Origin of the sequence: Gordonia sp. CNJ-863, from assembly GCF_001942325.1 — a bacterium.
Classification (GTDB): domain Bacteria; phylum Actinomycetota; class Actinomycetes; order Mycobacteriales; family Mycobacteriaceae; genus Gordonia; species Gordonia alkanivorans.
This window is the reverse complement of sequence record NZ_MKKG01000044.1, coordinates 112,282-135,020: the sequence shown is the minus strand read 5'-3', so window position 1 is coordinate 135,020 and position 22,739 is coordinate 112,282. Positions and strand designations below refer to the sequence as shown.

The window sequence follows — 22,739 nt, the reverse complement described above, 5'->3', positions numbered from 1 at the left end:
CACGGCATGCCGTTGTGTCCGGCGGGCCTGTCGGCGACCGGCCCGATGATCCGGTTCAGTCGACACGGCCGCCTCCGGCGGTCCGGCCCAGCGACTGTCCGACGGCCCAGCCGACGATCACCAGGATGTGCAGCACGTAGAGCCACAGTCCGGCCGCCACCACCCCGCCGATGACCCGGAGGCCTCCGTAGGGGATCCCGACGTCGATCGGCAGCGACAGGAACAGCAGGAACCCTTGCGAGAAGCCCGCGATGAACGACGCGGCGCCCAACGCGGTCACCGCCGAGACGAACAGAGACGGACCACCGGGCGTGACCTTCCAGTAGACCCAGGTCAGCGGGATCGTGAGAGTGAGCCAGACGACGAGGAACTCGATCACCACACGGGCCGCGAGATCCCCGAGGTCGCCGGTCCCCCCGCCGTCGGGGGCGAGCGTGGTGATCGACGATGCCACCGCGACCGCGACCGCCGTCAGCGGCGGCACGAAGACGAACAACACCAGGATCGAGAGCCGGGAGCGCCATCCGGTGAAGCGGTCCTTCTCCGGATGCATCATCAGGCAGGCACGTCGAAGTCCTTCCCCGTAGAACGACGCGGGGAAGAGCAGGACGAGCGCACCCCAGCCGGTCAGGCTGGTGCCGACCGACACCGCCTCGCCGAAGACGTCTCGGCCACCCATCTCCGGCGGAATCAGGACCGCCAGCTCACGCCAGGTCGACTCGGCTGCCGCATCCCCGCGCAGCCACGTCGTCGACCAGATCGCGAGGAGCACCCACGGGACGACGGCGATGGCGGCGTAATAGGTCAGGGTCGCCGCAGCGGCGGCGAGGTCGCCGCGGGCGAGGACCTCTTTGGTGCCGGACGCCAGCCGACGTACGGCGGACAGCACCGTGCCCGGCGCGGAACGCGCCTGCGGGGCGGCAGAACTGAGGATCACGCTGTCCGGTGTACCCGAAAAACATCTCGACTAGGCATGTCCCGGAGGAAGTGACCGACGACGCGCCGTCAGATCGAGGCGAAGAGCGCGACCGCCATCCCGATCATGATGACCGCGACGACGGCGTCGAGGATCTTCCACGCCCGCGGGCTGGCGAAGAGATGCGACAGGCGCCGAGCACCTCCCCCGAGCGCGGTGAACCACAGGATGCTGGCCACGCAGGCCCCGATTGCGAACGCCCACTTGCCGTTTCCGTGACCGTTGGCGATCGCGCCCATGGTCAGGACGGTGTCGAGGTAGACGTGCGGGTTGAGCCAGGTGAGCGCCAGCGCCGTGCCCACCGCGACCCATCGTCCGGCCGATTCCGCCTCCTCGGCGTTGGCGGCGATGGCCTCGTTGCTGCGCAGACAACGCTTGGCGGCGAGTAATCCGAGCACGAGGACATAGAGACCGCCGAGAAGCTTGGCGACGGTGATCACCTGCGGATGCGCCGCGACGATCGCGCCGAGCCCGGCCACTCCCGCGACGATGAGCACGACGTCAGAGATCGCACACACCGCCACGATGGCCCCCGTGTGCCGTCGCGCGACACCCTGCCGGAGGACGAAGACGTTCTGCGGACCGATCGCGACGATCAGGCCCGCGCCGGTGAGCAGACCGGCGATCGCGGGGAGGAGGTAACTGGACACTCGGTGAACGCTATGGAGTGCGCAGAGATCAGTACAGCGAATGTTCCTTGTGAATCATTAGCTGTTCTTCATCTAGTCTGATCGCATGGACATCAGCCAGGAGGGTCTGCGCACGCTGGCCGCGGTCCTGCGCGAAGGAACGTTCGACGCCGCGGCGTCGTCGCTGCACATCACGCCCTCGGCGGTCAGCCAGCGGATCAAGGCGCTGGAATCCGCGGTCGGCCGGGTGGTGCTGCGCCGGACCAAACCGGCGTCGGCGACTCCGGACGGCGAAGTGCTGGTCCGCCTGGCCAGGCAGTGGGAGCTGTTGCTCGCCGAGACGCGCGCCGAGTTCGTCGGCGAACCCGATGACGACGACGCCCCGGTGACCTCCCGGCCCCGTGTGCATCTGCCGATCGCGACCAACGCGGACTCGCTCGCGACCTGGCTGCTCCCGGTGCTCGCCCGGTTCCACCGTGAGCATGCGGTGGCCGTCGAGGTGTTCCGCGACGACGAGACCCGCAGCAGCGCCCTGCTGAAGTCGGGTGACGCGCTCGCCGCGGTGACGTCGGACCCGATCGCCATCCGTGGCTGTGCCCTGCAGTCCCTCGGCAGCATGCGGTATCTGCCGGTCGCGACACCGGAGTTCATCGCCACCTGGCTCTCCGACGGCCTCGACGCCGAGGCTCTGGCGAGGGCCCCGATGGTCCAGTTCGACCGCAACGACCACATCCAGCTGGACATGGTCGCGGCGCTGGCCGGACGCGCCGTCGACCCGCCGGCGGCCTACATCCCGTCCTCCACCGAGTACCACCGCGCGGTGTCGCTCGGAATCGGTTGGGGCGCAGTTCCTGTCGTCCAGATCCGAGAGCCACTCGACGACGGCCGCGTGCGCCTGATCGCCGACCACCACCTCGACGTCCCGCTCTACTGGCAGCACTGGAAGCTCAGTTCCCCTCTGCTGCAACATCTTACTGATCTGGTCGTCACCGGGGCCGCAGAGGTGCTGCGGTGACCGGGCAGGAGGGTCAGTCGTTCACCGACACCAGCGTCGGCGGCGTCTCGTCGACCAGTGGGTTCTCGATCTCGTCGCGCCACATGCGGGCCGCGAAGTAGAAGGCCCACGCGATGGGGACCGGCAGGAGGCCGGCCAAGACGAACGTCGCGGTCAGTCCGATCGCCGACGACACCGGAGCGGCGATCGCCATCGACACCGGCATCAGTGCGACCGACACGAAGAAGTCGAGGCTCGCGATCCGGCCGAGCAGTGCCGGCGGGACACGACGCTGGAGCAGCGTGCCCCACAACACCATCGGGCCGTCGAACATCACGCCCATGCCGACACCGGCCGCGACGAACATCCAGGTCGCGTCGGCGACACCCATCAGGACGAGTGGCACGCTCGAGAACGACCAGATGCCGAACATGACGGTCAGATACCGCCGCGGCATCGGCAGCGACGCGAACACCAGCGAGGTGGCGGCTGCGCCGATGCCGAAGCCGGCGAGCACCCACGCGTGCTGGGAGGCGCCACCGTCGATGCGCTCGCGCAGGGCGAAGGGCACGAGCACCTCGATCGGGCCCATCGTCGCCAGAACCAGGACGCAGGCGAAGAACAGGGTTCCCCACAGCCACGGCGTGCGGATCATGTAGACGAAGCCCTCGACGAGGTCGACGACGACACTGCCGCGTGCGCTCGTGCGTGCGACCTCCGCCTCAGAGGTCTCCGGTTCGCCGAGCCGTCGTGAGGTCACCGGGGTCATCACCAGGTAACAGCCACCCGAGGCGATGGACGCGATGGCGGCCAACACGACCGCCTGACCCGGCGCGGTGGCGCCGATGACCGCACCGGCGACCATCGGACCGACGGCCTGGAACACCACCGGACGGAAGAAGCCCTCGATGCCGTTCGCCGCCTGCAGCTCCGACGCGGAGACCACCCCGGGCAGCAACGCCGAGTACGCCGGGTAGTACATGCCCATCGTGACACCGGCGAGCAGCGACGCCATCACCACCATCCAGAGGTCGAGGACTCCGAACACCGAGGCCGCACCCACGGCACCGAAGGCCGCCATCTTGGTGACCTCGAGACCGATCATGATGTGGCGCTGCGAGATCCGGTCGGCGAGGACACCGCCGACGAGGGTCGACACGAGCATCCCGACCGCGGCCGTCCCGGCCGCCAGGGACACCTGTCCCGGTCCGCCGCTGAGGGCGATGACCTGCCAGATCACCGCGATGGTCCAGATCCCGTCACCGAACATCGCCAGGATCAGACCCGACGCCAGCAGCCGGTACTGCCGTCGCGCCAGGGGCTTCAGGGCGCGGGGCAGACGAATGTCGACGTTGGTGCTCACCCTCCGAGCTTGCCGGACGCCGCCGGTCTCAGGCCAGCGAATTTCCCGCGGAGAGCAGAGTCAGCTGGCCTTACGGGAGGCCTTCTTGGCGGGCGCCTTCTTCGCCGTGCTCTTGCTGCCCGACGATCCAGAGCTGCTCTTCGACGCCGCCTTCTTGGCCGGCGCCTTCTTCGCGGGCGCCTTCTTGGCGGCCTTCTTCGCCGGAGCCTTCGCGGCCGTGTCCTTCTTCTCCGCCTCGCCCTCGTCCTCGTCAGAGGAGGAGCCACGATCCTTCACCGAGGCACGCAGGGCGGCAAGCAGATCGGCGACCTCGGAGTCCTCCTCCTCGGGCTTCTCCTCGTCCGACTCCGGGAACGCCTCGCTGCCCTCGGCCTTCGCCTCGATCAGCTTGGACAGTTCCTCCTGGTACCGGTCCTCGAATTCGGACGGGTCGTAGTCGGAGGCCATCGACTCGATCAGCGAGGCCGCCATCTTCAGTTCCTGATCGCGGATCTCGGTGTCCTCGTCGAGGAAGCCGAAGTCGGGTTTGCGAACCTCGTCCGGCCACAACAGGGTCTGCAGCGTCATCACCCCGTCGACGACCCGCAACGCCGCCACCCGCGTGCGGTTGCGCAGGGTGAACGTCGCGATGGCGAGGCGATCGGTCTCCTCGAGGGCCTTGGCCAGCAACACGTAGGCCTTGGGCGACTTCGACGACGGCTCCAGGTAATACGGCTTGTCGAAGTAGATCGGGTCGACCTGTTCGGCCGGCACGAACTCCAGGATCGAGATCTCCGGGCTCTTCTGCACGGGCAGCGTGGCCAGGTCGTCCTTCGTCAGGATCACCGTCTCGCCCGATTCCGACTCGTAGGCGTTGGCGATGTCGGAGTAGTCGACCTCGGTGTCGGTTCCCTCGCGCACCCGGCGGTAGCGGATGCGGGTCCCGTCGGAGGAGTCGACCTGATACGACTTGCGGTCGTGACTCTCCGTCGCGGAATAGACCTTGACCGGTACGTTCACCAGACCAAAGCTGAGATCGCCCTTCCAGATCGAGCGCATGTCGAACATTGTGCCAGGCATTCGCACGGCACGTCGCCAACCGGGCGCAACACGGCGGGGCCGACATCCACGCGTCGATCAACCGGTCTCGGGGCGTCGGGTGTGGACAATGGAGTGATGGCAGGCGGAGAGAACCTGGAGGTCGACGGCCGCCGGATCTCGATCACCAATCTCTCCAAGGTGCTCTATCCGGCGACCGGGACCCGGAAGTACGACGTCATCGACTACTACTCGCGCATCGCCGACGTCATGCTGCCGCATCTGCGGAACCGGATCGTCACCCGCAAACGCTGGCCCAATGGTGTCGAGTCGACGCCGTTCTTCGAGAAGGACATGCCCGACAGTGCACCCGACTGGGTTCGCCGGTACGGAATCCAGCACAGCGAGCGGGTCATCGAGTACGCACTGGCCGAGGATCGCGCCACGCTCGTGTGGCTGGCGCAGATGGCGGCGCTGGAGATCCACGTCCCGCAGTGGCAACTACCGATCGGCCCCGACGGCGAGCGCATGGCCAACCGCATCGTCTTCGATCTCGACCCCGGTCCGCGGGTCCCCCTGCACGAGACCGCGGCCGTGGCGGTGGAGATCCGGAACTGGCTGGGCGGCACCACCACCTATCCGGTGACCAGCGGCGGCAAGGGAATCCACATCTACGCCCGACTGCCCAAGCCGGTGAGCTCCGAGGCCGCACGAAAGGTGGCTCGCGAGGTGGCCAACGAGTTCGCCCGGCAGAACAGCGATTTCATCACCGCCAACATGTCCAAGAAGATCCGCGACGACAAGGTCTTCATCGACTGGAGCCAGAACAACGCCTCCAAGACCACGCTGTCTCCGTACTCGTTGCGCGGGCGCGAGCAACCGTGGGTCGCCGCGCCCCGCACCTGGGACGAGATCGAGGACCCGAAGATCGCCCAGCTGCTCTACACAGAGGTCCTCGACCGCGTCGCCGACGTCGGCGATCTCCTCGGGGGTCTCGACGCGCCGTACGACGACGATCCGGCCACCGACGCCGACAAACATGGCGCCGAGGAGCCCGACGCCGGGGACTCGCAGGCGGGTCAGATCATCAATCTGCGGGAGTACCGTCGTAAACGGGACGAGTCCAAGACACCTGAACCCTTCGGCGACGAGAACCACCGGCAGCGCCTGCGCGAATCCGACGAGGATGCCGACACCGAATCCGAAACCGGCCCGCGCGAACCGATCTTCGTCATCCAGGAACACCACGCGCGGCGCCTCCACTACGACTTCCGTCTCGAACACGACGGGGTGCTGGTCTCATGGGCCGTCCCGAAGAACCTGCCGACCGATCCGGACCAGAACCGGCTCGCGGTCCAGACCGAGGACCATCCGATGGACTACGCCGACTTCGAGGGTGACATCCCGGCCGGTGAGTACGGCGGTGGTCACGTATCGATCTGGGACAAGGGCACTTTCGAGCTGGAGAAGTGGCGCGAGAAAGAGGTCATCGTCCGCCTGCACGGCGAGAAGGTGCAGGGCCGGTACGCACTGATCCGCACCGGGGACAAGAACTGGCTCGCCCACCTGATGACCGACGAGCCGCGCCCCATCGTCCCCGACAGCCTCACCGATCCGCGACCGATGCTCGCGACCGATGATCCGATCGACAAGCTCAACGAACGGGACTGGGCGTTCGAGGGAAAGTGGGATGGTTATCGGCTCCTGGTGCGGTCGATCGGCGGCGAGTTCCGGCTCACGTCCCGGTCGGGAATCGACATGACGAAGGACTTCCCCGAATTCGCGGGCATCGCCGACGATCTCGGACTGATGGACGTCGTCCTCGACGGCGAGGCGGTGGCCATCGACTCGACCGGCCGGACGAACTTCACGCTGTTCACGTCGCGGAAGCACACCGAGGAGCAGTACACGCTCAAACTGCACCTGTTCGACATCCTCTATCTCAACGGGACGTCGTTGCTGCGGAAACCGTGGTCCGTACGACGCGAACTCCTCGAGGAACTCGCGACCGCGTTCCGCCGGTCGCCGTATGTCGATGTGCCGCCGCTGCTTCCGGCGCCCGCGAGCGCGGCGATCGAGTACAGCCGCGAACACAACCTCGAAGGTGTTGTCGCCAAACGACGCGACTCGGTGTATCAGCAGGGCCGACGCTCCACCAAGTGGCTCAAGCACAAGAACTGGAGCGACATCGAGGTGGTGGTCGGCGGTTACCGGCCCGGGCGCGGCAACCGGTCACACACCATCGGGTCGTTGTTGCTCGGACTGCCCGAGGAGACCGGACTGCGCTACGTGGGACGCGTCGGCACCGGGTTCACCGACGCGCAATTACGGGCGCTAGCCGAAGAACTCGAGCCGCTGGAGATCTCGCGGTCACCGTTCCTCGACAAACTCGACCGGCCCATCGCGTCGAGCGCGGTCTGGGTGCTGCCCAAGATCGTCGGCGAGGTGCGCTTCATGGACTGGACCACCGCGGGCCACCTACGCCACCCGAGCTGGCGCGGCATCCGCCGGGACAAACTCCCCGGAGATCTCTGATGTCGAATCCCGCGCACCCACAGTCGAACAAACTCGACCGATCGGTGATCGTGACCGGTCTCGTGATCGTGTCGGGCATGATCATGGTGGTTCTCGACACCACCATCGTCAATGTCGCCCTGGAGTCGCTGAGCACCGAACTCGACGCCTCGCTGTCGACGACGCAGTGGGTGGTCACCGGATATCTCCTCGCGGTCGCCCTGGTCATTCCGCTCACCGGTTGGGCGATGGACCGGTTCGGACCCAAACCGACCTGGATCACCGCGGTGACGCTGTTCGTCGCGGGGTCGGCGCTCTGCGCGGCGGCGTGGTCGATCGAGACCCTCATCGTGTTCCGCATTCTGCAGGGTCTCGGCGGCGGCATGCTCCTGCCTGCTGGGCAGGCCATCATCACCCGCGCCGCCGGCCCCGACCGCCTCGGACGGGCGATGGCCATCCTCGGCGTCCCTATGCTCCTCGGCCCCGTCCTGGGACCGGTGATCGGCGGTCTGCTCGTCGAGTACACGAGCTGGCACTGGATCTTCCTGGTCAACGTGCCGGTCGGCCTGGTCGCGGTCGCACTCGCAGTGTGGAAACTGCCGTTCGGCGACACGGCGCCCGACCGTGACCGCCTCGACCTGCTCGGTCTCGCCGTACTCTCCGGCAGCCTGGTCTCCCTGCTCTACGGTCTGTCGCGGGCGAGCTCCCAGGGCGGCTTCGGCGAACCCGATGTACTCGGCTGGCTCGTCGGCGGTGCGGTGGGGCTGGGCCTCTACACGTGGCACAGCCTGCGCAAGGGAACCGACTCGATCGTCGACGTCCGGCTCCTCACCAACAGGGTGTTCGCCGCAGGCACCGTCTCGGTGTTCCTGGTCGCGATCGGACTCTTCGGCGGCATGCTGCTCCTTCCGCTCTACTACCAGACGGTTCGGGGCGAGGGAGCCCTGAACGCGGGCCTGTTGCTCGCCCCGCAGGGCCTCGGCGCGATCGTGGCGATGGTGATCGGCGGACGGATCACCGACCGCATCGGCGCCGGGTACGTGGTCCCGGTCGGCGTCGTGCTGGCGATGATCGGCACGTACCCGTTCACCCACGTGGGCGCCGACAGTTCCTACCTGTGGCTGAGTGTCGCCCTGTTCGTCCGGGGCATGGGCCTGGGTTCGGTGATGATGCCGACGATCTCGGCCGCTTACAGCGACCTGAGCAGGGAGGTCGTGACCCGCGCCGCCCCCACGCTCTCGGCGATCCAGCAGGTCGGCGCGTCGTTGGGTAGCGCGTTGCTCGTCACGGCGCTGACTCAGCGACTGACCCACGAGCTGAACGCCCACCGGATCCCGTCCTCGGGTGGCGGCACCGATCAGATCGGTTCCGTCCCACCGGAAGCCATGCCCGTCATCGGTCCACTTCTGGCGGACGCTTTCGGCTACGCATTCTGGGTCGCCTTCGCGCTCACCGCGGTGATCTTCGTTCCCGCGATGTTCCTGCCGCGTCACCGGTCCCGGGACGCGGACGCGACCCCGGCGCCACCAGCCGGGATCTGACGGTTTCGACGAACGCCCCGAACCAGCAGCCCACCAGGAGGAGTCACGAATGACACCCGACGTACACGGAGAGACGATCACGGTCCCCGCGGCCTTCGGCGACACCGAGATGTACGTGGCCCGTCCGGCCGTGTCCGACGGCAGGCCGCTGCCCGGCGTCCTGTTCATCACCGATGTGATCGGACTCCGCCCGCGAATTCGCGCGATGGCCGACCGCATCGCGTCGTGGGGTTACGTGGTCGCGGTGCCTCACCTCTTCTATCGCTACGGGACCGCCGACGAGTGGGCCCCGGTCGACGACCTGCTGTTGCCCGAGACCCTCGGCGCGTTCTTCCGGGCGGTGATGCCCCGGGCATCGACCCTCACCTTCGACGTCGCCCGCGCCGACCTCATCGCCTACCTCGGCGCCCTCCGCTCGGTGCCCGGTGTCTCCGCCGGCCCGATCGGCGTCACCGGGTACTGCATGGGCGGGCGACTGGCCCTGAACCTGGCGGCGGCGCGTCCCGCCGAGGTGGCCGCCGTCGGGATCTTCCACACCGGCAACCTGGTGACCGACGCGCCCGACAGCCCTCACCTGCACCTCGTCGACATCGACGCGTTCGTGCTGGCCATCCACGCCGACAAGGACCGCTCGCTTCCCCGCACCGCGGTCGCGCAATTCGAGCATGCGCTCATCTCGAGCGGCGTCACACATTCGGCAAGCGTCTACCCGGGTGCCGCGCACGGCTACACGATGTCCGACATCCCCGCGTACCACCACGAGGCCGCCGAGCACCACTTCGCCGAGCTCGAGGCGCTGTTCCGGCGAACCCTGACCGCCTGAGCGCCGGCCGGGGCCAGTGCGCCAGAGAACCTACCGATCGGTAGGACGACTGAGCCACACCATTGCGAGCGAAGTGTGTTTCGACTCGCGGCGCCCCCGTGGTGCGCGTACACGCGGTTCCTGGGACTAGCCTCATGGGAGTCAGTGACCGTGACAGGAGCTCTTCGTGTTCGTTGTCGCCCACATCAGCGACCTTCATTTCAACGGGACGCAGTTCAATCGCAGCCGCATCCAGTCGACGCTGAGTTACATCAACGCGCGCGCGGCCGGCATCGACGTCCTGCTGGTCACCGGTGACCTCGCCGACGAGGGGGCGCCGAGCGAATACCGAGAGCCTACGGCGTTCTCGAGAGTCCACTGCCGATGCTCATCACCGCCGGCAACCACGATGTCCGCGAACCGTTCAGCGCCACCCTGCTCGGCGCCGAGACCTCCGGGCCCATCAACCACTCCCGCCGCGTCGGCGACGTGTTGTTCCTGATGTGCGACAGCTCCATACCCGGACGAAACGACGGATACATCGACGACCAGACGCTCGCCTGGATGTCGGCCCGCCTCGAGGCCGAGGACCCGCAGACGCCCGTCTTCGTCGCCTTCCATCACCCGCCGGTCGAACTGCACATGCCGTTCATGGATTCGATCCGGCAGACCGGCGAGGAGCGACTGATCCCGCTCGTCGAACGCCACCCGAACATCGTCGCGTTCCTGTGCGGACATGCCCACACCCCCGCGGTGACCCGATTCGCCGACCGCCCGCTGTGCGTCGCACCGGGCGTCGCATCGACGCTCAACCTGCCGTTCGAGGGCACCGAGATCGTCAACCGCGGACAGCCGCCCGGCATCGCCTTCCACATCTACGACAAGGGACGCCTCGTCACCCACTACCGTTCGGTGGTGTTCTGACCGAACTCCCGTTCGGTCTAACCCTCGGTACCCGAACCGATGGCCGACGATCCGGCATCGAGCAGCTGCTTCAGGACCTGGCCGCCGAGATCGGTGAGCAGACCCGGCCCGGGATCGGGCAGATTCTGCGGGAGCGCACCGGGCTGATGGGTGGCGGGGATTCGAGCGGCACGCGTGGCCTCGAGCCGGATTCCCCGCGTCTGATCCTTGGTCAGCGGCGTCAGGTACTTGCTGAGATCGGTGGCAGTGGTGAGGGTTCCGACCACTCGCAGCCCGGTCGCACCGAAGTCCGCCGCCCCGCGACGGATGTGGTTGGGCGAGGTGACCAGGATGATGTCGCGAATACCCTTCGCACGCAGGATCTCCGAGGTGTTCTGCGCATTGGCCACGGTCGAACCCGACTTGTCCTCGGTCAGGATGCGGCCGGTGTCGACGCCGTTCTCGACCAGCCAGGTCTTCATCGCGGCGGCCTCGGTGATGCCGTTCTTGGGGGCCCCGCCGGTGACGACGATCGGTGCGGCGGTGGTGATCTCGGATTGTGCTTTACCCGCCGACACCCGATTCACCAACTCCGGGGCCATCTTTCCGTTCGCGTTCAACCCGAAGCCGAGGACGACGATCGCGACCCGACCCGACACGGGTTTGGGCGTGGTGTCGGGCACGATCTGCGCAGCGGTGGCGACTCCCGAGATCACGTTGCGGGCCGTGGTGGCGAGGAGCGGGTTCAGCACCCGCAGACGGCTGAGCGCGGCATTGCTGACCGACGCCTGCTCCATCTGATCGGCCCAGATCGCCTGTAATGCAAGCGCATCGGTATCCGCGGGAGCCAGGGTCAACGCCTTCTGCAACGCCGCCAGGCCGCCGGCGACGCTCCGTTCGCGAACTTCGACTGGGCCTCGTTGTACAGTCCGGCCGGGTCGACGGCGTCCGCCACTGTCACGACGCCCGCCCCGTCGGCGGGGAGAGATCCGACGGCCACACCGCCGAGCGCGGCGACCGCGATGGTCGCGGCAGCCGCCAGCCGGATACGCTTAACTCTGGTCACACCAGTCACTCGCGTAACAGTGCGAGACCACCGCAACGGCCCCGCACCCGTCCGATTCCAGATCGGTAACGGGCACGAGGCCGTCGCGACGCCTTCTCGTGCTGGTCAGCGGCGCAAGCCGGCAACCTTCAACAGTTCCGGACGACGCAGGACCAGGCCGATCCACATCAGGACGCCGAGGTAGACCGCGAACAGAACCGTGCTGAACAGCGGCTCCTCGATCCTCAAGTTCGCGGTGACCGCGCCGCCCAGGTAGGCGGTGATGCCGAGCGCGCCGAGCACCGCGGTACGCGGAATCGCGTACACGACAAGGCAGACGAGCAACACCACACCCATGACGATGGCCTGATCGGGGTCGAAGCCGAGCTTCTCGGTGCCGTCGATCACCGCCTGCGGGCGAGCCAGCTTCCCGACGACGTCGAAGGCGAGGAATGCGCCGACGATGACGCTGATGACGATTCCCACGATGCGGTGCCAGTTGCGGCTGGCGGTGGTCTCGGACGAGTTCCGTGTGGTGATGTCGGTGGCCATGATGTTCTCCCTGGTGGTCGAGCGGTGTGGTGGTCGTGCAGGGATAGACACAGCTCGTCGGAAAAACTCATCGACCGTCGTAACTCGCCCGGGTCAGGCGGACACCAGCTTCACCAGCGGGTACTCGCGGGTCGCCTTCTTCTGATACTTCGCGTACCTGGGTTGCGCACTGACGACGGCATCCCACGCGGCCTCTCGTTCCGGACCGGTCAACACCACCGGCGTGACCGGGACCGGTTGTCCGCCATGCCGTTCCACGGTTACGGAGTCGGGGTGGGCCGCGAGGTTCGCGTACCAGTCCGGATTGCCTTTTCCGCCACCGGAAGCCACGACCAGCCAGCCGTTGTCATGCGCGAACCAGCTGAGCGGCGTCTCTCGCTGCCGACCCGACTTGCGGCCCTTGGTGCGCAGGATGACCATGTCCATGCCCCACATCGTCCCGCTCTTGTTGCGAATCCGTTTGACGGTGCGCTCGTTCACCTTCCGCTGATACCACTGCCAGATCGACATGATCCTCCTTAGATTCGCTCCCCATACGGTCGTCCTCGACGCTATCCGGCACGACCCGGAGGAGCTTCTCGATTCCTGCTCGATGTACGCGCTGCTGACCCGCTCGGCAGGATCGACGCCAGGCGCCTACTCCGCGAGAGCGTCGAGGAGCGGTCGAACCCGGAAGTCCACCATCTCCCTCATCACGAGGGCGGTCGTCGTGCGCTTGACACCCTTGATGTCCAGGATGTCCCCGGCGATGCGATACAGGTCATCCGCATCCTTGGCGGCGACGTGGACCAGGAGGTCGGCAACTCCGGTGAGGCCGTGGACCTGCAGCACCTCCGGTATCGCCTCGAGCGCTGCACCGACCTGATCAAGCTTGCGCTGGGTGACATTGGTGAGCACGTAGGCCTGCAGTGGATATCCGAGGACAGCCGGATCGACGCGGCGTTCGAAGGACCGCAAGGCGCCGGCCGCATCAAGCTTGCTCAGCCTGGCTTGAACGGTGTTGCGGGACAGCCCGGTCCGTTCGGCGACCGCCATCACCGTCGCTCGCGGGTCGTCGGCGAGAGCCGTCAGGATCTTGGCGTCGATCCGGTCGGCCCGATGTTCGCTTGGCACGATGCCAACCTCCGTTCCACACACACCCATCAGGGTTGTGCATATTGCCCAGTCTCGACGTCAAGTATTGCGCAAAGAGAATGGTGTTGTTGGACTGTGTGCACCCCTTCTCGTAGAACCGGCCAGCTTCGACGGAACACGATCCCGTCGGCGACCCGGTTTTCGCCCCGTCGGCCGCGATCGATCCGTCGCCGCCGAGGGGGCGCCATTCAACATTCACATCCGCACGCCGTGCCGCGGTTCGCGTGGATGGTGTTCGAAAGTGAGTTCCCGTGCCCCAGTCCGCGTTCCTCGAGACCGTCACCGCTCCGCCGGCATCGGACGGCGCGGTGACGGCCGAGCTTGCCGCGCTTGAGTCGATCCAGCAACGTGTGCTCTGGTTGTCGACCTCGATGATCCACCACGCCAACCGGGTTCGGCCGAACCCCACCGGGCTGAAGGTCGGCGGCCACCAGGCGTCGTGCGCATCGATGGTCTCGATCATGACCTCGCTGTGGTTCGAGCACTTGCGTCCCGGCGATCGCGTGTCGGTGAAACCGCATGCGTCGCCGGTGCTCCACGGCATCAACTATCTGCTGGGCACGCTGGACGAGAAGTACCTGACCACGCTTCGCGAGTTCGGCGGTCTGCAGTCATATCCCAGCCGTTCCAAGGATCCGGACACCGTCGACTACTCCACCGGTTCGGTCGGCATCGGCGCGACCGCCCCGATCTGGGGCGCGATGGCACGACGCTACGTCGACACCCACGTCGGAGACACCGGCCGCGGCCGGCAGTACTCGCTCGTCGGAGATGCCGAACTCGACGAGGGCGCCGTCTGGGAGGCCATCCTCGATCCGGGGATCGCCGATCTCGGCGAGGTGGTGTGGATCGTCGACCTGAACCGCCAGTCACTGGACCGCGTCGTACCGAACATCGCCGCCCGTCGCCTGGAGAAGATGTTCGAGGCGGCCGGCTGGCAGGTCATCCCCGTACGGTTCGGTCAGCTGCTCGAATCGCTCTTCGCCCGCCCCGGTGGCGACGCACTGCGGACCCGCATCCTGCAGATGCCGAACCCGGAGTACCAGCGACTTCTTCGCTGCACCGCGGACGAGGTCCGGGACCGCCTGCCCGGCACCGGTTCCGAGAGTCGGCAGATATCCGATCTCATTGCCACGCTGGACGACTCGACACTCCTGGCGGCTGTTCGCAACCTCGGCGGACACGATCTGCAGGCACTGTCGCAGGCGTATCGACAAATCGACGACACCCGCCCTACGGTGATCATCGCCTACACCATCAAGGGTTACGGATTGCCCACCCAGGGCCACCCACAGAATCATTCGGCGTTGCTGACCGTCGAGGAGTACCGACAGCTGGCGGCCACCCTCCGGATGGACCCGGACCAGCCGTGGGGTCGCTTCGCCGAGGACGACCCGGCGGGCCGACTGTGTGCCGCTGCGGCACAACGGCTGCAACGGGATCCGGTCCCGCCGCTGCCCGATGTCGACATCCCGTCCGACTTCGGACGCACCCCGAAGGGCACCAGCACCACCCAGGCCGCGCTCGGCCGGTCGCTGCTCGACCTGACCCGCCAGTCGCCGGATGCGGCGAAAAGAGTCGTCACCGTCAGCCCGGATGTCAGCTCGACCACCAATCTCGGTGGCTGGGTGAACAAGGTCGGCGTCTGGTCGCCCACCGAGCGGCACAACTGGTTCGCCGACGACCCCGAGACGATCATGCACTGGAACGAGCGGCCCACCGGGCAGCACATGGAACTCGGTATCGCCGAGACCAATCTGGTGGGTCTGATCGGCGAACTCGGTGCCACGTGGAGCCGCTGGGGACAGCCGTTGCTGCCGATCGGCGTGCTCTACGACCCCTTCGTCGAACGCGCCCTGGAACCCTGGTCGTACGGCATCTACGCCGGCGGCCAGTCGATCCTGGTCGGCACCCCCTCCGGGGTGACGCTGGCGGCCGAGGGCGGCGCCCACCAGTCGATCAAGACGCCATCGATCGGCCTCGAGCAACCGGGTTGTGTCAGTTACGAACCGGCGTTCGGGATCGACGTCGAGTGGACCCTGCTGGCCTCTCTGTCCCGGCTCGGCCGCCCCGACGGCACCTCGGCGTATCTGCGTCTCTCGACCCGTCCGGTCGATCAGTCCCTCGCCGCGGTACCGGCCGACCCCGCTGCGCGTGAGCGTCGACGCCGCCAGGTCGTCGCCGGCGGTTATCCCCTCCGGCGGGGTGGGGACGCACAGGTGACGATCGTGGCGATGGGGGCCCTGGTCCCCGAAGCCTCAGCGCCGCAGATCGCTTGCAGCAGTCGGGGATCAACGCCGACGTCCTCTGCATCACCAGCCCCGGCCTTCTCTTCGAGGCCTGGCAGGCGCGGCAGGGGCGGGGTACCGGTGAGAGCTGGATCCTCGATCAGCTCTTCCCGGGCGACCGTGCCACCCCGATGGTCACGGTCCTCGACGGACACCCGCACACCCTGGCCTTCCTGGCCGGCATCAACCGGGTGCGCAGCACCAATCTCGGCGTCTCCAGGTTCGGTCAGGTCGGCTCTCTCGACGACGTCTACCGGCATCACGGCATCGACACCGACAGCATCGTCTCCGCCGCCCTCGACATCCTGCCCTGATCAGGCAACAGACCCCCGGGTCCCGCATTCGCGGAATCACCGGGGGTCTGTCGTCGAAACCGTAAGCGACTACAGCGCTTTGAGTTCCTCGATGACGCTGTCGACGCTCTTCTTGGCGTCGCCGAACAGCATCGAGGTGCCGTCGGCGAAGAACAGCGGGTTCTCGATGCCGGCATAACCCGAACTCATCGACCGCTTCAGCACGATCACCGAGCGTGCCTCGTCGACGTTGAGGATCGGCATGCCGTGAATCGGACTGGACGGATCGTTACGGGCCGCCGGGTTGGTGACGTCGTTGGCGCCGATCACGATCGCGACATCGGTACGGCCGAACTCGCCGTTGATGTCGTCCATCTCCTTCATCGCGTCGTACTCGACGTCGGCCTCGGCCAGCAGCACGTTCATGTGCCCCGGCATACGACCGGCCACCGGGTGGATGGCGTACTTGACCTCCACGCCCTTGGCCTCGAGCAGGCTGGCCATCTCCTTGACCGCATGCTGTGCCTGGGCCACGGCCAGACCGTAACCGGGCACCACGATCACCTGATTGGCGTACGCCATCTGGATCGCGGCGTCGGCAGCGGAGGTGGCCTTGACCGTGCCGCCCTCGGCGCCGGGACCACCGGCGACCGCGGCGTCGCCGCCACCGAACGAGCCGAACACGATCGCCGGGATCGACCGGTTCATCGCCTTGGCCATCAGGTTGGTCAGGATCGAACCGGACGCACCGACGATCATGCCGGCCACGATCAGCGCGGTGTTGTCCAGCGCGATACCCGCCGCCGCAGCCGACAGACCGGTCATCGCGTTGAGCAACGAGATGACCACCGGCATGTCCGCACCGCCGATGGGGAACACCACGAACAGACCCATCACACCGGCGGCGAGCAGCAGCCCGACCATCCACCACACACTCGCCCCGCCACCGTCGGTGGCCTGGACGCCGAGGTAGATCGCCAGACCCAACGCAACCAGCAGCAGCACGATGTTGGCGGCCTGGAACAACTTCGCGTTCGCCACGAAGGTCTTCTCCAGACCCTTCGGCATGATCTCCTGCAACTTCGCGAACGCCACCAGCGATCCCCAGAACGAGATCGAACCGATGATCGCCGCGATGAGCGAGCCCACCACCAGCGGCGAGGCCGGTTCGGTGTTGTGGAACACCGAGAACCCGGAGGTCTCGATGAACTCCGCCCACGCGATCAGCGCGACCGTGCCACCACCGACACCGTTGAACAGTGCCACCAGCTGCGGCATCGCCGTCATCTTGGTCTTCAGCGCCGGCGGGATACCCAGCACCACACCGAGAACCAGACCGATCGCGATCAGGACCCAGTTGATCGTCGGCACACCGACGGTCGAATGTCCGTCCTCGCCGACCGCGCCCGCGTTGTAGATGTAGAGCAGCGTCGCCGCCACCGCCAGACCCATACCGGTCGCGGCGATCCAGTTGCCGCGCACCGCGGTCTTGGGGCCGGTCAGGCCCATCAGGCCGTAGATGAACAACGAGAAGGACACGATGTAGAGCGCCATGACCAGGTAGGACAGGCCCTCGCTCGGGGTGTGCGCGCCTGCGGCGAGCACCAATTGCGAGCCGATCACTTGGCGGCCTCCTTCTTACCCTTGAACATGCCCAGCATCCGGTCCGTGACCGCGAAGCCACCGATCACGTTGAGCGTGCCGAACACCAGCGCGACGAATGCGATGATGCGCACACCCCACCCGGCATCGGCAGGGAGCTTGCCCAGCACCACCAGCGCACCGAGCACGACGATGCCGTGAATGGCGTTCGTACCCGACATCAACGGGGTGTGGAGGGTGTTGGGAACCTTCGAGATGACCGCGAAACCGACGAACCCGGCCAACACCAGGATCGCCAGATTCGCCAGAAGTCCGGAATACATCAGGCCTTCACCTCCTGGGGTGTTTCACGCGTGACGCACGAAGCAGCGAGCACCTCGTCGTCGAAGTTCGGTGTGATCGCACCGTTGTCGTCGAGCATCAGCTCGATGAGGGCGAGGAGGTTCTTCGAGTACAGCTCGCTGGCATGCTCGGGCATGGTCGCCGGCAGATTCGGCGGCGCGGTGATCGTCACGTCATGTTTGACGACTGTCTCACCGGGTTCGGTGAGCTCACAGTTGCCGCCGGTCTCACCGGCCAGATCCACCACGACGCTGCCCGGCTTCATACCCTCGACCGCGGCTGCGGTCACCAGGCGCGGGGCCGGACGACCCGGGACCAGCGCGGTGGTGATCACCACGTCGAAGCCCTTGATCGCGTCCTCGAGCGCCTGCTGCTGCTGCGCGCGTTCTTCCTCGGTCAGCTCGCGGGCATAACCGCCCTCGCCGGCGGCGTCGATACCGAGATCGAGCCACTGCGCACCGACCGACCGCACCTGCTCGGCCACCTCGGGGCGCACGTCGTAGCCGGTGGTCCGCCCACCGAGACGCTTGGCCGTGGCCAACGCCTGCAGACCGGCCACACCCACACCGAGCACCAGCACCGTCGCCGGCTTCACCGTGCCCGCCGCAGTGGTCAGCATCGGGAAGAACCGCGTCGACAGATCCGCCGCCACGATCACCGACTTGTAACCGGCGACGTTGGCCTGCGAACTCAACGCATCCATCACCTGCGCACGGGAGATACGCGGGATCGCCTCCACCGCGTACGCCTCCACACCCGCCGCACGCAGGGCGCCGATCTTGTTGTCGGCATTGCGCGGCGCCAGGAAACCGATCAGCTTCTGCCCACTGCGCAGCTTGCCGATCTCGGCATCCGACGGCGGCGACACCCGCAGCACCACATCAGCCGAATACGGATCACCGATCGTGGCCCCGGCCTCGGTGTACGCCTCGTCGGGAATCAGGGCGCCGAGACCGGCCCCGACTCCACCACGACGGGCACACCCTTGCCCACCAGCGAGGCGGCCACCTTCGGGACAAGCGCCACGCGGCGCTCCCCCGGGGCCGTCTCGCGCACGACACCCACTGTCATAACTCTCACCCTGTCTGGTGGCGACGCTGAGTCAGCGCCGCCTTGTTTTCGGCGCCGTCGTCGGCGCACATGCGTACAACGCCGTGACCTGCGTGCAAATCGTGCAGCTCCGCCATGTGTCGGCGGTGCGGACGACCTGACGCAGGTCACGAAGTGCTCGGGCTCTGACAGCGATGACTGTCACCCGGCTCACATATAGAGGTTGGAGAAACATAACACGGGCTCTCAGCGCAATCTCAGGAGAGTCGGATACCTCACTCAACCCTTGACAACGCCATTTCTCATAATCTTTATCTGACCAGCGTCCGGCCCCGAAATCGCTGGTGAGACGATCAGGCGATGGTGTATCTACGCTCGTCCAGACCGGTCGCGCCATCGGGCGCGGGGGACTGATACCGCTCGACCTGTGGGCGCCCCTGTTTGTCGATCGCACGGCACGTGACCGTGTGGTCGCCTTTGTCCGCTTGCCACACGAACTTCCACTGACGCCAGGTGTCGACGCTGTACTCGGTCGCCAGTTCCGCGAGCTGCCACGGCCCGTCGTCGATCCGGACCTCGACGCGCTCGACGCCGATGTGCTGCGCCCACGCCGTTCCGGCGATGACGACCTCACCCGCAGGATGTGAGGTACCCCGGGCCGGGCGGTCGATCCGTGAGGCCAGCTTGATGGGTCCGAGCGCGGACCATCCGCGATCGGTCCAGTACGCCCTGGCCTCGGAGAACCTGGTGATCTCCCAGTCGACCACCCACTTGGTCGCCGACACGTACCCGTACAGACCGGGAACCACCTGACGGACCGGATACCCGTGTTCGATGGGTAGCGGCCCGCCGTTCATACCGACCGCCAGCAGGGCGTCGCGACCATCGGTGATGTCCGAAATCGGTGTGCCACAGGTCCATCCGTCGACACTGGTGGAGAGCAGCATGTCCGCTCCGGGCCGCACTCCGGCGAGATCGAGGACCATCTGCATCGGCACGCCGAGCCATCGCGCGTTGCCGATCAGGTCTCCCCCGACGTCGTTGGACACGCACGCGAGTGTCACGAGCCGTTCGGTCATCGGCATCGCCAGCAGGTCGTCCCAGGCGAGCGTCACCTCCCTGTCGACTTCGCCGTGTATCCGCAGTCGCCATTCGACGGTGGTGAGCGTCGGCACCTGGAGCGCGGTGTCGATGCGGTAGAAGTCGTCGTTGCCGGTGATGAAAGACGTTGCGCCGGAGAGGTCGATCTCGGTACCCGGCGGGATCGGCGGTGCCGGGTCGACGGGCTTCGGCAGCAGGATCCGCGCACGGTCGGCCAGCGTGCTCGCGGTGTCGGCGAGCATGCGACGGCCGATGACGCCGATCGCGACGGCCGCCACGGCAACGCCACCCGCCGCGAGGACGAACCGGCGCGAGATCGGTTGGTGGACGCGATCTTCCGCATCACCATCCTCGACCGGCGGCGGCTCGTCGTCGAGCTGTGCCAGCAGCAGCCTCAGTACGACGATGCCCACGACCCCGGCGAGGACCGACGGCAGCGCATACGTCCACGTAGCGCCCGGCCGGTTCACCGCCGCCAGCACTCCGACGGCAGCGAAGACCGCGATGATCGCGGAACCGAGCGGTGGACGCCGCCGCTCGAGGTACCCGCAGGCGCCGGCGATCACGGCGATGATGATGCCCATCCCGACGAAGAGGGCGACCTTGTCGGCGATGCCGAAGGTCTGGATGGCCCATTCCCGGACCGCCTCGGGCGAGTGGTCGACCACCGACGAGCCGACCGCGAAGTACGGGGACGCGTCCGGCGACACCGGGACCGCGGCGATCTCCCCGGCCGCCAGTCCGGCACCCACCGCGACGATCCCCGCCAGCCACGGGGCCGCGGTGTGCGCACGAGGGGTCGACGAGAAGGTCACACTTCTTGATACCGGAGTTCGGGCACGTGGCGGCGGGTCGCGGCCGAAGGCCCGCCGTTCATCCGACGATCAATCGGCTGACCTGCTGATTCGGTGCGAACACTAAGGTGTCCCGATGAATGGACGCCAAGACTAGAACAGGTTCTAGTTAGTCCGCTAATCTGGCCGCATGGCTACCAGTACCGAGATCCCGGAGACCGTCGCCCTCGAATCGGTGACCGAATTCTCCGACGAGGTCGACGTCGTCGTGATCGGATTCGGCATCGCGGGCGGATGCGCCGCGGCAGAGGCCGCCGCGAACGGGGCGCGCGTCCTGCTCATCGAACGTGCCGCCGCGGCCGGCGGCACCACCTCACTGTCGGGAGGCTTCTTCTATCTCGGTGGCGGCACCGCCGTCCAGAAGGCGACGGGTCAGGACGACTCGCCCGAGGAGATGGAGAAGTACCTGACCGCGGTGTCCATCGACCCCGAGGCCGACAAGATCCACGCGTACTGCGTCGACAGCGTCGACCACTTCAACTGGCTCGAGGGGCTGGGCTTCACCTTCGAGCGCAGCTTCTACCCGGAGAAAGCCGTCATCCAACCGGGCACCGAAGGCCTGATGTACACCGGCAACGAGAAGGTCTGGCCGTTCAAGGACCAGGCCGTCCCCGCCCCGCGCGGTCACAAGGTGCCGGTTCCCGGCGAGACCGGTGGCGCCTCGCTGGTCATCGATTTGCTGGTCAAGCGTCTCGGCGAGCTCGGCGTCGAAGTACGGTATGAAACCGGCGCCCGGCAGCTCGTCGTCGACTCCGACGGAACGGTCGCCGGAGTGACCTGGAAGAGGCCCGGCGAGGAGGGCGTCATCCGCGCCACCTCGGTGATCATCGCCGCCGGCGGCTTCGTGATGAACCCCGAGATGGTCGCCGAGCACACGCCGCACCTCGCCGAGAAGCCGTTCGTCCTGGGCAACACCTACGACGACGGCCTCGGACTCCGCATGGGCCGCTCGGTCGGCGCCGAACTGAAGTACATGGACAAGGCGTTCATCACCGCCCCGATCTACCCGCCGGCCAGCATGGTCATGGGCGTCATCGTCAACAAGTTCGGCGAGCGATTCGTCACCGAGGACTCGTACCACGCCCGCACCTCGGGATTCATTCTGGAACAACCGGATTCGACGGCATACCTCATCGTCGACGAATCGCACATGAATCAGGAGCACAATTACCTGATCAAGTTCATCGACGGTTACGAATCCATCGCGGAGATGGAAGCCGCACTCGGCATCCCCGAGGGCAATCTGCAGCAAACGATGGCGCGGTACAACGAGAACGCCGCGAAGAAGGAGGATCCCGACTTCCACAAGGCGGCCGAGTTCCTCGAACCCCAGGACAAGGGCCCCTGGGCCGTCTACGACCTCTCACTGGGTAAGGCGGTGTACGCCGGTTTCACCATGGGCGGCATGGCGACCTCGCTCGACGGCGAGGTGCTCGACGAGTCGGGGTCGGTCATCAAGGGCCTGTACGCCGCGGGCGCGAGCGCCACCAACATCGCGCAAGACTGCAAGGGGTATTGCAGCGGAACTCAATTGGGCGAGGGATCGTACTTCGGTCGCCGCGCCGGTCGTCACGCCGCGGCGAAGGTGACCTCGCGTGTGAGCTGAAGTACCCACTCACTGAAGACCGCCCCTGAGAGACACCCTGTGGAGCGGGGCCGACGACACTATGTCGCCGGCGCCTCTCTGGAGAGTTGCTCTCAGGGGCGGTTCTCAGTTGGGCGTGTTTTCCGGGGCGGTT

General features: G+C 66.9%; 15 protein-coding genes and 4 pseudogenes. 7 read left to right on the top strand and 12 right to left on the bottom strand.

Annotated elements, in window-relative coordinates:
* Positions 1 to 55 precede the first annotated feature (55 nt).
* The gene (locus BJF87_RS18975; RefSeq protein ID WP_006357989.1) at positions 56 to 937 is read right to left on the bottom strand and encodes a YhjD/YihY/BrkB family envelope integrity protein; all 882 of its coding nucleotides are present in this window, start codon (positions 935 to 937) and stop codon (positions 56 to 58) included.
* Positions 938 to 1,005: 68 nt separating this feature from the next.
* Positions 1,006 to 1,626 carry a LysE/ArgO family amino acid transporter gene (locus BJF87_RS18970; protein ID WP_035753710.1) on the bottom strand — a complete coding sequence of 207 codons (621 nt, stop codon included), beginning with the start codon at positions 1,624 to 1,626 and terminating at the stop codon, positions 1,006 to 1,008.
* Positions 1,627 to 1,711: 85 nt separating this feature from the next.
* Here BJF87_RS18970 and BJF87_RS18965 point away from each other — a divergent pair, with 85 nt between their 5' ends.
* Complete coding sequence (locus BJF87_RS18965) at positions 1,712 to 2,620, top strand: LysR family transcriptional regulator ArgP (RefSeq protein WP_006357991.1); 909 nt, start codon at positions 1,712 to 1,714, stop codon at positions 2,618 to 2,620.
* A 13-nt stretch (positions 2,621 to 2,633) separates the two neighbouring features.
* On the opposite strand, the gene BJF87_RS18960 is transcribed toward BJF87_RS18965, so the two are convergent.
* Positions 2,634 to 3,962 carry an MFS transporter gene (locus BJF87_RS18960; protein ID WP_006357992.1) on the bottom strand — a complete coding sequence of 443 codons (1,329 nt, stop codon included), beginning with the start codon at positions 3,960 to 3,962 and terminating at the stop codon, positions 2,634 to 2,636.
* 60 nt (positions 3,963 to 4,022) lie between these two features.
* Positions 4,023 to 5,009: a Ku protein gene (locus tag BJF87_RS18955; protein WP_035753708.1), complete on the bottom strand. Its 987-nt coding sequence runs from the start codon at positions 5,007 to 5,009 to the stop codon at positions 4,023 to 4,025.
* 108 nt (positions 5,010 to 5,117) lie between these two features.
* On the opposite strand from BJF87_RS18955, the gene BJF87_RS18950 reads away from it, so the two are divergent.
* The 4 genes and pseudogenes from BJF87_RS18950 (at position 5,118) to BJF87_RS18935 (ending at position 10,760) form a co-directional block, all read left to right on the top strand.
* A complete protein-coding gene (locus tag BJF87_RS18950) occupies positions 5,118 to 7,514 on the top strand; it encodes an ATP-dependent DNA ligase (RefSeq protein WP_035753832.1) in 2,397 nt (798 codons plus the stop codon).
* Positions 7,514 to 9,034 (top strand): MDR family MFS transporter, encoded by a 1,521-nt coding sequence (locus BJF87_RS18945; protein WP_035753706.1) that lies wholly within the window; start codon positions 7,514 to 7,516, stop codon positions 9,032 to 9,034. Before BJF87_RS18950 ends, BJF87_RS18945 begins: the two co-directional genes overlap by 1 nt.
* Positions 9,035 to 9,083: 49 nt before the next feature.
* Positions 9,084 to 9,857 carry a dienelactone hydrolase family protein gene (locus BJF87_RS18940; RefSeq protein ID WP_035753704.1) on the top strand — a complete coding sequence of 258 codons (774 nt, stop codon included), beginning with the start codon at positions 9,084 to 9,086 and terminating at the stop codon, positions 9,855 to 9,857.
* 166 nt (positions 9,858 to 10,023) lie between these two features.
* Positions 10,024 to 10,760 (top strand): annotated as a pseudogene (locus BJF87_RS18935) (metallophosphoesterase family protein).
* Positions 10,761 to 10,777: 17 nt separating this feature from the next.
* Here the strand turns inward: BJF87_RS18935 and BJF87_RS18930 are convergent.
* The 4 genes and pseudogenes from BJF87_RS18930 to BJF87_RS18915 all read right to left on the bottom strand — a co-directional run bounded on the left by BJF87_RS18930 (position 10,778) and on the right by BJF87_RS18915 (position 13,449).
* A pseudogene (locus tag BJF87_RS18930) lies at positions 10,778 to 11,805 on the bottom strand (YdcF family protein).
* A 105-nt stretch (positions 11,806 to 11,910) separates the two neighbouring features.
* Positions 11,911 to 12,336 (bottom strand): DoxX family protein, encoded by a 426-nt coding sequence (locus BJF87_RS18925; RefSeq protein WP_006357999.1) that lies wholly within the window; start codon positions 12,334 to 12,336, stop codon positions 11,911 to 11,913.
* Positions 12,337 to 12,429: 93 nt separating this feature from the next.
* A complete protein-coding gene (locus BJF87_RS18920; protein ID WP_035753701.1) occupies positions 12,430 to 12,846 on the bottom strand; it encodes a nitroreductase family deazaflavin-dependent oxidoreductase in 417 nt (138 codons plus the stop codon).
* A gap of 126 nt (positions 12,847 to 12,972) precedes the next feature.
* Positions 12,973 to 13,449 carry an Lrp/AsnC family transcriptional regulator gene (locus tag BJF87_RS18915; RefSeq protein ID WP_006358001.1) on the bottom strand — a complete coding sequence of 159 codons (477 nt, stop codon included), beginning with the start codon at positions 13,447 to 13,449 and terminating at the stop codon, positions 12,973 to 12,975.
* Between the two features lie 329 nt (positions 13,450 to 13,778).
* Here BJF87_RS18915 and BJF87_RS18910 point away from each other — a divergent pair.
* A pseudogene (locus BJF87_RS18910) lies at positions 13,779 to 16,072 on the top strand (transketolase-like TK C-terminal-containing protein).
* Positions 16,073 to 16,141: 69 nt separating this feature from the next.
* Here BJF87_RS18910 and BJF87_RS18905 read toward each other — a convergent pair.
* From BJF87_RS18905 to BJF87_RS18890, 4 genes and pseudogenes are all read right to left on the bottom strand, one after another.
* A complete protein-coding gene (locus tag BJF87_RS18905) occupies positions 16,142 to 17,674 on the bottom strand; it encodes an NAD(P)(+) transhydrogenase (Re/Si-specific) subunit beta (RefSeq protein WP_006358003.1) in 1,533 nt (510 codons plus the stop codon).
* Positions 17,671 to 17,976 (bottom strand): NAD(P) transhydrogenase subunit alpha, encoded by a 306-nt coding sequence (locus tag BJF87_RS18900; protein WP_006358004.1) that lies wholly within the window; start codon positions 17,974 to 17,976, stop codon positions 17,671 to 17,673. The genes BJF87_RS18905 and BJF87_RS18900 overlap by 4 nt, the downstream gene beginning before the upstream one ends.
* A pseudogene (locus tag BJF87_RS18895) lies at positions 17,976 to 19,066 on the bottom strand (Re/Si-specific NAD(P)(+) transhydrogenase subunit alpha). The gene BJF87_RS18900 and the pseudogene BJF87_RS18895 overlap by 1 nt, the downstream one beginning before the upstream one ends.
* A gap of 332 nt (positions 19,067 to 19,398) precedes the next feature.
* Positions 19,399 to 20,961 carry a molybdopterin-dependent oxidoreductase gene (locus BJF87_RS18890; RefSeq protein ID WP_006358006.1) on the bottom strand — a complete coding sequence of 521 codons (1,563 nt, stop codon included), beginning with the start codon at positions 20,959 to 20,961 and terminating at the stop codon, positions 19,399 to 19,401.
* Between the two features lie 169 nt (positions 20,962 to 21,130).
* Between BJF87_RS18890 and BJF87_RS18885 the strand changes: the two genes are divergently transcribed.
* Positions 21,131 to 22,606, top strand: coding sequence for an FAD-binding protein (locus BJF87_RS18885; RefSeq protein ID WP_006358007.1), 1,476 nt, complete (start codon positions 21,131 to 21,133; stop codon positions 22,604 to 22,606).
* Positions 22,607 to 22,739 lie beyond the last annotated feature (133 nt).

Bases quoted from the DNA above. Each gene is read 5' to 3' on its own strand.
- BJF87_RS18965 (WP_006357991.1), top strand. From the start codon at position 1,712: ATGGACATCAGCCAGGAGGGTCTGCGCACGCTGGCCGCGGTCCTGCGC.
- BJF87_RS18955 (WP_035753708.1), bottom strand. From the start codon at position 5,009: ATGTTCGACATGCGCTCGATCTGGAAGGGCGATCTCAGCTTTGGTCTG.
- BJF87_RS18950 (WP_035753832.1), top strand. From the start codon at position 5,118: ATGGCAGGCGGAGAGAACCTGGAGGTCGACGGCCGCCGGATCTCGATC.
- BJF87_RS18945 (WP_035753706.1), top strand. From the start codon at position 7,514: ATGTCGAATCCCGCGCACCCACAGTCGAACAAACTCGACCGATCGGTG.
- BJF87_RS18940 (WP_035753704.1), top strand. From the start codon at position 9,084: ATGACACCCGACGTACACGGAGAGACGATCACGGTCCCCGCGGCCTTC.
- BJF87_RS18925 (WP_006357999.1), bottom strand. From the start codon at position 12,336: ATGGCCACCGACATCACCACACGGAACTCGTCCGAGACCACCGCCAGC.
- BJF87_RS18920 (WP_035753701.1), bottom strand. From the start codon at position 12,846: ATGTCGATCTGGCAGTGGTATCAGCGGAAGGTGAACGAGCGCACCGTC.
- BJF87_RS18900 (WP_006358004.1), bottom strand. From the start codon at position 17,976: ATGTATTCCGGACTTCTGGCGAATCTGGCGATCCTGGTGTTGGCCGGG.
- BJF87_RS18885 (WP_006358007.1), top strand. From the start codon at position 21,131: ATGGCTACCAGTACCGAGATCCCGGAGACCGTCGCCCTCGAATCGGTG.